Below are 11589 nucleotides of genomic sequence, written 5' to 3' on the forward strand. Positions count from 1 at the left end.
GCGGCGGGCGATGGCCCTCTTCCACCTCGTGCGGCACGCCGACCATGGGCTGATCGGCCGCGTGCTGGCCGGTCGCATGGCCGGCGTCGGGCTGGACGGCGACGGCCCCGCGCAGGCCCGCCGCCTCGCCCGGCATTTCGCCGGCCAGGGGGTTGACGCCGTGCACGCCAGCCCGCTGGAACGCACCATGCAGACCGCCCGGCCCATCGCCGCCGCCTGCGGCGTGCCGCTCCACGCAGCGGAGTCCTTGCTGGAGCTGGATTTCGGCAAGTGGACCGGGCGGAGCTTCGCCGAGCTCGACGGGCAACCGGACTGGCAGCGGTGGAACGGCGCGCGCAGCCAGACCCGCCCGCCCGGCGGCGAAAGCATGGTGGCGGTGCAGGCGCGGACCTGCGGCTTCATCAACGACCTCGCGAACGCGCACCCCGACGGCCGCTTCGTCCTGGTCAGCCACGCCGACGTCATACGCGCGGTGCTCGCCTATTACCTCGGGGCTCCCATCGACCTGTTCCTTCGGGTGGAGGTCTCTCCCGCCTCGGTGAGTGTTCTCAGCATGGACGGCTGGACTCCCCGCCTGCTGGGGATCAACCACACCGTTGCTTCCGACGCATCAAACCGGTCAGCCGCACCATGAAGTTCGCGATCTTCGGCCTCACCATCAGCTCCTCCTGGGGGAACGGCCACGCCACGCTGTGGCGCGGGCTCGTCAACGCCCTGGTGCGGCGCGGCCACCGCGTCGTGTTCTTCGAACGCGACGTGCCGTATTACCGGGACCAGCGCGACCTGTGGGAGATCCCCGGCGGCGAACTGGTGCTCTACACGGACTGGGACAGCGTGCGCGCCGACGCCGGGCGCCACGCCGACGAGGCGGACGCCGCCATCGTGACCTCCTACTGCCCCGACGGTGTGGCCGCCTGCGATCTCGTGCTGGGCTCCACCGCGCGCCGCAAGGTGTTCTACGACCTCGACACGCCGGTGACCCTGTCCGCCCTGACGCGCGGCGAGCGCCCGCCCTACCTGCCGTCCTATGGGCTGAAGCCCTTCGACCTCGTGCTCAGCTTCACCGGCGGGCGGGCGCTGGAGGAGCTGAAGCGGCGGCTCGGCGCCCGCGTGGTGGCCCCGCTCTACGGCAGCGTCGATCCGGAGGCTCACCGACCCACCGCGGAGGTGGACGCCTACCGCGCCGACCTGTCCTACCTCGGGACCTACGCCGCCGACCGGCAGGAGGGGGTGGAGCGGCTGTTCGTCGCCGCCGCCCACCGGCTGCCGCGCCGCCGCTTCGTGATCGGCGGGGCGCAGTATCCGGACAGCTTCCCCTGGGCGCCCAACATCCACTTCGTGCGCCACCTGCCGCCGGCCGAGCATCCGGCCTTCTTCAGCTCCTCCCTGCTGACGCTCAACGTCACCCGCGACGCCATGCGCCGCATGGGCTGGTGCCCGTCGGGCCGGCTGTTCGAGGCCGCCGCCTGCGGCGTCCCCATCCTCACCGACGCCTGGGAGGGGCTGGAGAGCTTCTTCGAGCCCGGCCGCGAGATCCTGGTGGCGACGGACACCGACGATGTGACCACCGCCATGCTGATGCCGCGCGAGCACCTCGCCACGATCGCCCGCCGGGCGCGGGAGCGGGTGCTCCTGGAGCACACGGCCGAGCGGCGGGCGGCGGACCTGCGGGCGGCGCTCGACCTCGTCGGCACCACGGGGAGCGACTGAGATGTGGGGCATCGTGCCGGCGGCCGGGGCCGGATCGCGCATCCAGCCGCTGGCATTCTCCAAGGAGCTGCTGCCGGTCGGCAGCCGCCATGACGGCACGGTCGAGCGGCCCCGCGCCGTCAGCGAATATCTCGTCGACCGGATGGTGCGCGGCGGCGCCGACAAGATCGCCTTCGTCATCGCGCCCGGCAAGTTCGACATCCTGCAATATTACGGCGGGGAAGTGGCGGGAGCCACGGTCGCCTATGTGGTGCAGCCGCGTCCCGGCGGCCTGTGCGACGCGGTGTTCCGTGCCCTGCCCCTGGTCCCGCCGGACGAGCCGGTGATCGTCGGGCTGCCCGACACCGTGTGGTTTCCGGAGGACGCGCTGGCCGCCCTGCCCGACGACCGGCTGTCCTTCCTGCTCTTCCCCGTGGACCGGCCGGAGCTGTTCGACGCCGTGGTGACCGACGAGACCGGCGCGGTGCTGGAGATCCAGGTGAAGCGGCCGGAGGCGTCGACCGCCTGGATCTGGGGCGCCTTCAAGATGCCGGGGCGCGTGCTGGCCGAGCTGCACGACCTCTGGCGCGCACGCAACCGCGAGGACGAGTACATGGGCACGCTGGTCAACGCCTGGATCGACCGCGGCGGCCGCGCGGTCGGTGTGCGCGCCGGCCGGGTGTATGTCGATGTGGGCACCATGCACGGCTACCGCAGCGCGCTCGACCTTCTGAGCCGACCCGTGACGGAGACCGCCGCCGAATGAACGCCGCCCCGCCCCACCTGTCCCGCGATGAGATCGAGGCGCGCGTGCGCGCTCTCGGCCAGTGGTTCCACAACATCGACCTTGGCGGCGTGCCGACCGCCCCCGACCATTTCCTCGGCGACTACCCGCGCATCAAGTGGCAGCGCTTCCAGCACGCGATCCCGGCCGACCTGACCGGCCGCACGGTGCTGGACATCGGCTGCAACGGCGGCTTCTACGCCATCGAGATGAAGCGCCGGGGGGCCGACCGTGTGGTCGCGGTGGACTTCGACGACCGCTATCTGGAACAGGCGCGCTTCGCCGCCGCCCTGTGCGGTGCCGACATCGAGTTCCGCAAGCTGTCCGTCTACGACGTCGGCGCGCTGGCCGAGCGGTTCGACGTGGTCCTGTTCATGGGCGTGCTCTACCACCTGCGCCACCCGTTGTTGGCGCTCGACCTGATCCGCGAGCATGTGGCCGGCGATCTGGTGGTGTTCCAGTCGATGCTGCGGGGGTCTTCGGACACCGAAGAGGTGCGGGACGATTATCCCTTCTGGGAGGTCGCCCACTTCGAACGCGCGGGTTACCCGCGGCTCGCCTTTGTAGAACAAAGTTACTGCGGGGACGAAACGAACTGGTGGATCCCGAACCGGGCCTGTGCGGAGGCGATGCTGCGGTCGGCCGGCTTCGGCATCATCGACCACCCGGAGGAGGAGGTCTTCGTCTGCCGCGTCGCGGAACGGTCCCTGTGGGCCGAACCCGTCTATCCAGCCCGAGCCCGAGGGGAGCGCGCATGATCGAAGCCGTGATGCTCTGGAACGAGCCGAACAACAAGTCCCACTGGGACTTCCAGCTCGATCCCGAGTGGACCCGCTTCGGCGACATGGTGAAGCGGGCGGCGGGCGCCATCGCCGCCGTCAACCCCGACCTGCCCAAGGTGCTGGGCGGCATCTCCCCCATCGATCCGGTCTTCATCGGCAACATGAAGACGCAAGGGGTGCTGGACGCCCTGGACGCGGTGGCGGTGCACGGCTTCCCGCTGGACTGGAACCACTGGCAGCTCCACGAGTGGCCGGAGAAGCTGAAGGAGATCCAGGCGGTCACCGACCTGCCGGTCTGGGTGTCGGAGGTCGGCGTCTCCACCTTCGGGGCGGAGGAGGTGCAGGACTGGGGCCTGCGCCGAACCGCCGAGCTGCTGTCGGGCCGCGCGCCGCGCATCCACTGGTACAGCCTGTTCGACCTGCCGCGCGCCTGGCCCGCCACCACCCGCCACCGCGAGGCGGAGGGGTCCTCCTACTACCGTCATTTCTACATGGGCCTGATCCGCGAGGACGGCACGCCGAAGCCGGCGCTGCGCCACTTCCCGGAGGTGGCACCCGAGATGGGGCTGTGCCAGTGGTTCCATTTCCAGGACCACCGGCTGGACGACGCCGTGCGCTGGATGCGCGAGCTGGGCGTCACCTACCTGCGCACCGGCCTGTCCTGGGCCGATGTCTACCGCGAGGGGTCGCTGGACTGGTTCGACCGCCAGATGGAGGCGCTGGCGGAGTTCAAGGTCACCGTCACCTTCTGCTTCACCCCCGAGCACCGGGGCATCGAGCCGCACCACACAAGTCCGCCGCAGGACCCGGACGAGTTCGCGGCCTTCTGCGCCGCCATGGTCCGCCGTTACGCCCCCGCCGGGGCGTTGGTTCCCGCCGCGAGGTGATCCCATGGGCACGGTTGCCACCTATCTCCAGGCTTTCGGTGTTCCGGGTGATCGCGCCCGCGTTCTGGTCGTGGTCGCCCATCCCGACGACGAGACGATCGGCGCCGGGGGGCTGCTGGCGCTGGCCGCCGCCGGCGGGCCGCTCGACGTCAATGTGCTGCACGTCACCGACGGCGCGCCGCGCTCCGGCGGCGACGCGGCGGCGGCCGGCTGCGCCGACTGGCGCGCGTACGCCGGTCTGCGTCGGGCCGAGCTGGCACGCGCCATGGCCGCCGCCGGCTTCCCGGCGGAGCGGTTGCAGGGCTTCGGCCACGCCGACCAGTGCGCGGCCCTGCACATGGCGGAGCTGACCGACCGCATGCGCCGCAAGTTCCTGCGCTGCGCCCCCGACGTGGTGCTGACCCACGCTTACGAGGGCGGGCACCCCGACCACGACGCCGTCGCCTTCGCCGTCCACAACGCGCGCGAGCTGCTGGTCCGGCAGGGGCGGCGGGCGCCGACGGTGGTGGAGATGCCCTTCTACCACGCCGACGGCGGCGAACCCGTGCACCAGCGGTTCCTGGATGTGGAGGGCACCATCGAGCGCACCGTGCGGCTGACCCCGGAGCTGGCCGCGACCAAGCGCCGGATGCTCGACGCCTTCGCCTCGCAGGCGCGGACGCTGGCCCCCTTCGATGCGGCGACGGAACATTTCCGCCGGGCGCGCACGCCCGCCTTCGCCCGTCCGCCGCACGACGGACGGCTTCTCTACGAGGGTTGGGGGCTGGGGCTCACCGGGGAGCGCTGGCGCCTGCTGGCCGACGAGGCGTTGCGCACACTGGGGCTGGAGGACGCCCGATGGGTCTGACGGTCCTCAGCGTCCCCTTCCCCTTCGCGCCGGTCGGACCGGACGTGGTGGGCGGTGCCGAGCAGGTCTGCGCCGCCATCGATGCGGCGTTGGTCCGCGCCGGACACCGCTCGCTGGTGGTGGCCCGCGAAGGCTCGCAGGTGGCGGGGACGCTGTTGCCCGTTCCGGCGATCGATGGCGGATCGGACGACGCGGCCCGCACCGCGGTGCATGCCGCCATGCACACCGCCGTCCGCGCCGTCATCGCCCGCGCGCTGGAGCAGCATCCGGTCGATGTCGTCCACCTGCACGGGATCGACTTCCACGCCTATCTGCCGCCGCCCGGCGTGCCGGTGCTGGTCACGCTGCATCTGCCGCTGGACTGGTATCCGGCCGAAGCGCTGCGCCCCACCCGGCCCGACACCTGGCTGCACCCGGTCTCCCGCAGCCAGGCGCGGACGGCCCCGCCGGGGGCCCGGCTGCTGCCGCCGATCGAGAACGGGGTGGCGGTGGACCGGCTGGTGATCCGGGTGCCGAAACGGCGCTTCGCCGTGGCGCTCGGCCGCATCTGCCCGGAAAAGGGCTTCCACCACGCGCTGGACGCGGCGCGGCTGGCCGACTTCCAGCTTCTGCTCGCCGGCCGCACCCACCCCTACCCCGCGCACGAGCGCTATTTCCGCACGGAGATCCAGCCGCGGCTCGACCCGCGGCGGCGCTTTCTCGGCCCCGTCGGCTTCGGCCGCAAGCGCTGGATGCTGGGCACCGCGCGCTGCCTGCTGGCCCCCAGCCTGGTGCCGGAGACCAGCTCGCTGGTCGCCATGGAGGCGCTGGCCGCCGGGACGCCGGTGGTCGCCTTCCCCAGCGGCGCGCTGGCCGATATCGTGGACCCCGGCGTCACCGGCTTCCTGGTCCGCGACGCTCAGGAGATGGCGGACGCCATCGCCGACTGCGACCGGCTCGACCCGGAGGCCTGCCGCGCCCAGGCGCGCACGCGCCACGCGGCCGACACCATGCTGGACCGATACCTCACGCTCTACGACCAGATCGCGCATCCCCACGCGATGCAGGCCGGGGTGGCGTGACGGCGCCCGCACCGGGCGGGTGATCCCGGTCTCAACGCGGTTGCCGCATGCGGACCGCCCTTCTATGATGCGCGCCCGGCCCCCGGGGGCTGTCCGCAACGCGCAAGTCGGGTCTCATGCTACAGGCCATCCGTTCGACCGTCGGCTCCTGGGTCGTCAAGATTCTCTTCGTGCTCCTGATCCTCAGCTTCGGCGTCTGGGGCATCGGCGACATGTTCCGCGGCGGCGGGCTATCCAACACCGTGGCCGAGGTCGGCCCGGTCGAGGTCGGCCGCGGCGAGCTGGACCAGGAGTTCCGCCGCCAGATGGAGCGGCTGCGCCCGCTGTTCGGCGGCGCGCTGACGGCCGAGCAGGCCCGCCAGTTCGGGCTGGTCGACCAGTCGGTGAACAGCATCGTGCAGCGCACGCTGTTCGATCTGGCCGCGCGCGACGCCGGCGTGGCGGTGAACGACGCGGTCGTCCGCCACCGCATCGGCGAGGAGCCGGCCTTCCGCAACGCCCAGGGCAAGTTCGACCCCAACCAGTTCCAGACGGTGCTGCGCAGCAACAACCTGACCGAGTCCATGTATGTGAACGCGCTGCGGCAGGAGATCGCGCGCACGCTGGTGGCCGGTGCCGTCGCCTCCGGCGCCAAGCCGCCGCAGCCGCTGGTCGAGGCGCTGTACCGCCAGCGCGGCGAACGCCGGGTGGCCGAACTGGTCACCATCCCCAACGCCGCCGTCGGCGACGTCGGCGAGCCGTCGGCCGATCAGGTGAAGAGCTTCTACGACGACCACGGCGTGCGCTTCACCGCACCCGAATACCGCGGGCTGACCGTGGCGCGGCTGTCGGTGGACGACGTCGCCAAGGACATGACCCTGACCGACGAACAGCTCCGCGCCTATTACGAGGAGCACATCGCCAACTACCAGACGCCGGAACGCCGCACCGTCAAGATGGTGCTGGTGGACGACGAGGCGAAGGCCAAGGCGATCGCCGAGGCCGCGAAGACCGCCGGGCTGGACGAGGCCGCGAAGCAGGCCGGCACCGACGTGGTGCCGCTGGAGGATGTCGCCCGCAACGAGCTGCCGGACGCCGACCTGTCCGCCGCCGCCTTCACCCAGCCCGAGGGCGTGGTTGGCGCGCCGGTGAAGAGCGCGCTCGGCTGGCATGTGCTGCAGATCACAAAGATTCAGCCCGGCAGCTCGCGCAGCTTCGAACAGGTGCGCGACGAGGTGCTGGCCCGCGCCCGCCGCGACAAGGGCTTCGACCTGATCTACGAGGTTTCCAACCGCATCGACGACGCGCTGGCCGCCGGCACCGCGCTGGAGGAGCTGGCCGCCAAGCAGGGCATGGCGCTCACCAAGGTTCCGGCGGTGGACGCCACCGGCAAGGCGCCGGACGGCACCGCCCCGGCCCTACCCGACCTGCCCAAGCTGGTGCAGACGGCTTTCGGCCTGAGCTCCGGCCAGACCAGCGGGCTGACGGAGGGGGCGAACAGCGCCTTCTTCGTGGTGCGGGTGGACGGCATCACCGCCCCCGCCCTGCGCCCGCTGGACGAGGTCCGCGCCCAGGTCGTCGATGCCTGGAAGGCGGAGGAGCGCGAGAAGCGGGCCGGCGAGCGCGCCCAGAAGGTGGCCGAGGCGCTGAAGGCCGGCTCCGCCGCCGGGGCGCAGAAGGTCGCGGAGGAGGCGGGCGGCAGCTTCGCCATGAGCGCTCCCTTCACCCGCGACGCCCGCTCGGTCGAGGGACTGACGCCGGAACTGATCCGCAAGCTGTTCGACGCCAAGCCGGAAGAGGTCGTGACCGGCGCCGGTGCCGACAGCCAGATCGTCGCCCGGCTCAAGGAGGTCATCCCCGCCGACCCGAAGGCTCCCGACGCGCCGCTCGCGGCGGTCGAGGAGAACGTCGCCCGCGGCATCGAAGCCGACCTGATCGCCCAGTTCACCCAGGCGCTCCAGGCCGAATACCCCGTCACCATCAACCGCGACGCCATCGCGCAGATGTACGCACCCACCAACTGACGCCACGACACCGAGAAGAAAAGGTCCAGTCCCGTGAAGGTCCATCCCGACACCACCGCCTTTCGCCAAGCCTATGACTCCGGCCGGCCGCAGGTGGTGTGGTGGACGCTCGTCAGCGACCTGGAGACACCGGTCTCCGCCTACCTGAAGCTCGCCGACGGCCGGCCCTTCGGGTTCCTGCTGGAATCGGCGGAGCGCGGCGCCGGCTCGCGGCGCGACCGCTATTCGGTGATCGGCTTCAAGCCGGATCTGGTGTGGCGCTGCCGCCGCGCGCAGGCGGCGATCAACCGCCGCGCGCTGTTCGACGCCAACGCGTACGAGCCGGTGGACGAGGCGCCTCTGGCCTCCCTGCGCCGGCTGATCGACGAGAGCCGGATCGACATGCCGCCCGAGCTGCCGCCGATGGCGTCCGGCCTGTTCGGCTATCTCACCTACGACATGGTGCGGCTGATGGAGCGGCTGCCAGACGACAACGCGGATGAGCTGGACATCCCCGACGCCATCCTGACCCGCCCGTCGATCATCGCCATCTTCGACAGTCACACGGATTCCATCACGCTGGTGACGCCGGTGTGGCCGCAGGCCGGTGTGGACGCCGAGGCCGCCTACGCCCGCGCCCGCGAGCGGCTGGCCGACGCGGTGGCCGATCTGGAGCGCCCGCTGCCCTACCGGCGGGAGCCGCGGACCGGCGCCGGGGCCGCCCTCGTGCCGACCAGCAACACCAGCAAGGACGAGTACATGGCGATGGTGGAGCGGGCGAAGGAGTACATCCGCGCCGGCGACATCTTCCAGTGCGTGCCGTCGCAACGCATCCGCATCCCGTTCAAGCTGTCGCCGCTGGCCCTCTACCGCACGCTGCGCCGGTTGAACCCGTCGCCCTTCCTCTTCCACCTCGATTTCGGCGATCTCACCATCGTTGGGTCGAGCCCGGAGATCCTGGTGCGGCTGCGCGACGGCAAGGTGACCATCCGCCCGATCGCCGGCACGCGGCGCCGCGGCGCCACCCCGGCGGAGGACGAGGCGCTGGCCGCCGACCTGCTCGGCGACCCCAAGGAGCTGGCCGAGCACCTGATGCTGCTCGACCTCGGCCGCAACGACGTGGGCCGCGTGGCGAAGATCGGCACCGTCAAGGTGACGCAGAAGATGGCGGTCGAGTACTACAGCCACGTCATGCACATCGTCTCCAACGTGGAGGGCGAATTGGACCCCGCCCATACGGCACTCGACGCGCTGTTTGCCGGCTTCCCGGCCGGCACCGTGTCCGGGGCGCCGAAGATCCGCGCCATGGAGATCATCGACGAGCTGGAGAAGGCGCGGCGCGGCGTCTACGCCGGCTGTGTGGGCTATTTCGGCGCGTCGGGGGCGATGGACACCTGCATCGCGCTGCGCACCGCGGTGGTCAAGGACGGCACCCTCTACGTCCAGGCCGGCGGCGGCGTGGTGGCCGACAGCGATCCGGAGGCGGAGTACCAGGAGTCCATGAACAAGGCCATGGCCCTGATCCGCGCCGCCGAGGAGGCCGTCCGCAGCGCCGACGCCTGAACCGGCCCCGTCCAGCCCTTCCCCGTCCTTCCCCAACCCCGTCATTCCCGCGGAAGCGGCGATGACGGGTGAGGGAACGGAACGCCGTCGCCCCTGGTACCCTCACCATGTCCCTCGCCGAATCCGTCTGGCTCGCGCTCGCCGTGAAGGCGCTGGCGGCCGCGACCGTGGTCGTCCTCTCCTCGCTCGCCGCGGAGCGGCTGGGGCCGTTCATGGGCGGGGTGATCACCACGCTGCCCTTTTCGACCGGCCCGGCCTATGTGCTGCTGGCGATGGCGCACGACGACCGCTTCATCGCCGACAGCGCGCTGTCCAGCCTCGTCGCGGTGGCGGCCCTCGTCACCTTCCTGGTGTCGATGGTGTGGGTGTCGCCGCGCTTCGGGCTGGCGCTGACGCTGCTCATCCCGTCGTCGCTGATGATTACGGTGGGGGTGCTGCTGACCGGCATCGACTGGACGCTGCCGATGGCGCTGCTGCTGATGGCCGGTGTCTACGCCGTGGCCTTCCCCGCGGTGCGCAACGCGGTGCCGCCCTTCACCCTGAAGCCGGTGCGGCGGCGCTGGTACGACATCCCCGGCCGGGCGCTGATGGCCGGGCTGCTGGTCGCCACCGTCACCACCCTCAGCGACGTGCTGGGGCCGACGATGACCGGCGCGCTCGCCATCTACCCGGTGTCGCTGACCGGGCTGACCATCGTGCTGCACCGGCGCCAGGGCGGGGCGGCGAACGCATCGGCCATGCGCTCCTCCCTGATCGCCAACCCCGGCTTCACCCTGTGCGTGCTGACCGTGCACCTGCTGGCGGTGCCGGCCGGCACCGCCACGGCGCTGCTGGCCGGGCTGGGCGTGGCCGTGGCGTGGTCGGTGGGCGTGCTGGTGTGGAACAGCCGCCGCAACCGCCCGCCGGCCGCCGCCTCGACCGACGCCGCCGGCCCCGTCAGGCAGCCTTGCCGTTGAAGTCGAAGCCGGCGCTCTCCACCGCCTTCCTCACCGTGGCCTCCTCGACCGGGCCGTTGACGGTGACGGTACCGGTGGGCAGGTCGACCTCGACCCGCGCGTCGGGCGCCAGCTTGACGATGGCGTTGTTGACCGAGCGGGCGCAGCCGCCGCAGGTCATGCCGCCGACCTTGTAGGATTCCGCCATGTTCATACCCTCTTCGTAACGTGGTTGCGGTCGTCCCTCACCCCCCCGCCTGCCGGGCGCGCACCACCGCGCTGACCGGCACCAGGGTGAATCCCCGCTTCTGTGCGTCGGGGAGCCACGAGGCCAAAGCCTCGATGGTCGTGTCGTGCGGGTGGCCGATCGCCACCCCCCAGCCCTGCTTGCGGGCCACCGATTCCAGCCTCGCCAGCTCCGCCCGGATGGCGGGCACCGACTGCTCGTTGTCCAGGAACACGTCGCGGCCCAGATGCGGCACGCCCTGCTCCTGCGCCAGCGTCAGGCCGGCGGAGTTCGGCGTCGTCCGGCTGTCCAGCCACAGCAGGCCGCGGCGGTGCAGCTCGGCGATCACCGGCGCCATGCGGGCGCGGTCGGCGGTGAAGCGGCTGCCCATGTGGTTGTTGATGCCGACATAGCCGTCGAAGCTGGCGAAGGCCTGCTCCAGCCGCTTGGCGATCTCCGGCCGGTCCAGCGTCACCAGCAGCGCGTTGGGGCCGGGGTCGGCCTTCACGCTCGGCTCCATCGGCACATGGATCAGCAGCTCGTGGCCGCGGGCGCGCGCCGCGCGCGCCTGCTCCGGCAGCTCGCGGGCGTAGGGCAGCCAGGCCAGCGTCAGCGGCCCCGGAAGCTGCACGACGCGGTTGGAGCGCTTGCGGTCGACACCGAGGTCGTCGATGACGATCACCACCGCCGGGTGCCCGGCCGGCGGCATCTTCGCCGGAACCGCGTTCTTCAGCCAGGGCGGCGCGCCCGGCGGCAGGGCCGGCCGCGGCACCTCCGGCGGCAGCGGCGGCGGCAAGGCCGCCACCACCGCGGGCGGGGCCTCGGCCGGCGCG

The 11589-nt window shown here is 71.8% G+C and carries 12 protein-coding genes; 10 read left to right on the forward strand and 2 right to left on the reverse strand.

Annotated elements, in window-relative coordinates; genetic code table 11:
- The first annotated feature begins 10 nt into the window (after nt 1–10).
- The 10 genes from HL658_RS33265 to HL658_RS33310 all read left to right on the forward strand — a co-directional run bounded on the left by HL658_RS33265 (nt 11) and on the right by HL658_RS33310 (nt 10551).
- Complete coding sequence (locus HL658_RS33265) at nt 11–634, forward strand: histidine phosphatase family protein (protein ID WP_180286587.1); 624 nt, start codon at nt 11–13, stop codon at nt 632–634.
- On the forward strand, nt 631–1710 hold the full coding sequence (locus HL658_RS33270) for a CgeB family protein (RefSeq protein ID WP_180286588.1): 1080 nt from the start codon (nt 631–633) through the stop codon (nt 1708–1710). The genes HL658_RS33265 and HL658_RS33270 overlap by 4 nt, the downstream gene beginning before the upstream one ends.
- 1 nt (nt 1711) lies before the next feature.
- Nucleotides 1712–2455, forward strand: coding sequence for a sugar phosphate nucleotidyltransferase (locus HL658_RS33275; protein ID WP_180286589.1), 744 nt, complete (start codon nt 1712–1714; stop codon nt 2453–2455).
- Nucleotides 2452–3231 carry a TIGR04290 family methyltransferase gene (locus HL658_RS33280; protein ID WP_180286590.1) on the forward strand — a complete coding sequence of 260 codons (780 nt, stop codon included), beginning with the start codon at nt 2452–2454 and terminating at the stop codon, nt 3229–3231. The genes HL658_RS33275 and HL658_RS33280 overlap by 4 nt, the downstream gene beginning before the upstream one ends.
- Nucleotides 3228–4142, forward strand: coding sequence for a beta-xylosidase (locus HL658_RS33285; RefSeq protein ID WP_180286591.1), 915 nt, complete (start codon nt 3228–3230; stop codon nt 4140–4142). Before HL658_RS33280 ends, HL658_RS33285 begins: the two co-directional genes overlap by 4 nt.
- Before the next feature lie 4 nt (nt 4143–4146).
- Nucleotides 4147–4989, forward strand: a complete 843-nt coding sequence (locus HL658_RS33290; RefSeq protein ID WP_180286592.1) for a PIG-L deacetylase family protein — start codon at nt 4147–4149, stop codon at nt 4987–4989.
- Complete coding sequence (locus HL658_RS33295; protein WP_180286593.1) at nt 4980–6050, forward strand: glycosyltransferase; 1071 nt, start codon at nt 4980–4982, stop codon at nt 6048–6050. Before HL658_RS33290 ends, HL658_RS33295 begins: the two co-directional genes overlap by 10 nt.
- A gap of 116 nt (nt 6051–6166) precedes the next feature.
- Nucleotides 6167–8053 carry a SurA N-terminal domain-containing protein gene (locus HL658_RS33300; protein ID WP_180286594.1) on the forward strand — a complete coding sequence of 629 codons (1887 nt, stop codon included), beginning with the start codon at nt 6167–6169 and terminating at the stop codon, nt 8051–8053.
- Between the two features lie 33 nt (nt 8054–8086).
- Nucleotides 8087–9595: an anthranilate synthase component I gene (gene trpE, locus HL658_RS33305; RefSeq protein ID WP_180286595.1), complete on the forward strand. Its 1509-nt coding sequence runs from the start codon at nt 8087–8089 to the stop codon at nt 9593–9595.
- A 107-nt stretch (nt 9596–9702) separates the two neighbouring features.
- Entirely contained in the window at nt 9703–10551 is an 849-nt protein-coding gene (locus HL658_RS33310) for a hypothetical protein (RefSeq protein WP_180286596.1), read from the forward strand.
- Here HL658_RS33310 and HL658_RS33315 read toward each other — a convergent pair.
- Entirely contained in the window at nt 10532–10738 is a 207-nt protein-coding gene (locus HL658_RS33315) for a heavy-metal-associated domain-containing protein (RefSeq protein ID WP_180286597.1), read from the reverse strand. The genes HL658_RS33310 and HL658_RS33315 overlap by 20 nt on opposite strands.
- Before the next feature lie 37 nt (nt 10739–10775).
- Nucleotides 10776–11589 (reverse strand): divergent polysaccharide deacetylase family protein (locus tag HL658_RS33320; RefSeq protein ID WP_180287709.1); only part of this gene is annotated, 814 nt, incomplete at its 5' end.

Source organism: Azospirillum oleiclasticum, assembly GCF_013423485.1.
GTDB classification, from domain to species: domain Bacteria; phylum Pseudomonadota; class Alphaproteobacteria; order Azospirillales; family Azospirillaceae; genus Azospirillum; species Azospirillum oleiclasticum.

Bases quoted from the DNA above. Each gene is read 5' to 3' on its own strand.
- HL658_RS33280 (WP_180286590.1), top strand. From the start codon at position 2,452: ATGAACGCCGCCCCGCCCCACCTGTCCCGCGATGAGATCGAGGCGCGC.
- HL658_RS33270 (WP_180286588.1), top strand. From the start codon at position 631: ATGAAGTTCGCGATCTTCGGCCTCACCATCAGCTCCTCCTGGGGGAAC.
- HL658_RS33275 (WP_180286589.1), top strand. From the start codon at position 1,712: ATGTGGGGCATCGTGCCGGCGGCCGGGGCCGGATCGCGCATCCAGCCG.
- HL658_RS33265 (WP_180286587.1), top strand. From the start codon at position 11: ATGGCCCTCTTCCACCTCGTGCGGCACGCCGACCATGGGCTGATCGGC.
- HL658_RS33310 (WP_180286596.1), top strand. From the start codon at position 9,703: ATGTCCCTCGCCGAATCCGTCTGGCTCGCGCTCGCCGTGAAGGCGCTG.
- HL658_RS33285 (WP_180286591.1), top strand. From the start codon at position 3,228: ATGATCGAAGCCGTGATGCTCTGGAACGAGCCGAACAACAAGTCCCAC.
- HL658_RS33295 (WP_180286593.1), top strand. From the start codon at position 4,980: ATGGGTCTGACGGTCCTCAGCGTCCCCTTCCCCTTCGCGCCGGTCGGA.
- HL658_RS33300 (WP_180286594.1), top strand. From the start codon at position 6,167: ATGCTACAGGCCATCCGTTCGACCGTCGGCTCCTGGGTCGTCAAGATT.
- HL658_RS33290 (WP_180286592.1), top strand. From the start codon at position 4,147: ATGGGCACGGTTGCCACCTATCTCCAGGCTTTCGGTGTTCCGGGTGAT.
- HL658_RS33315 (WP_180286597.1), bottom strand. From the start codon at position 10,738: ATGGCGGAATCCTACAAGGTCGGCGGCATGACCTGCGGCGGCTGCGCC.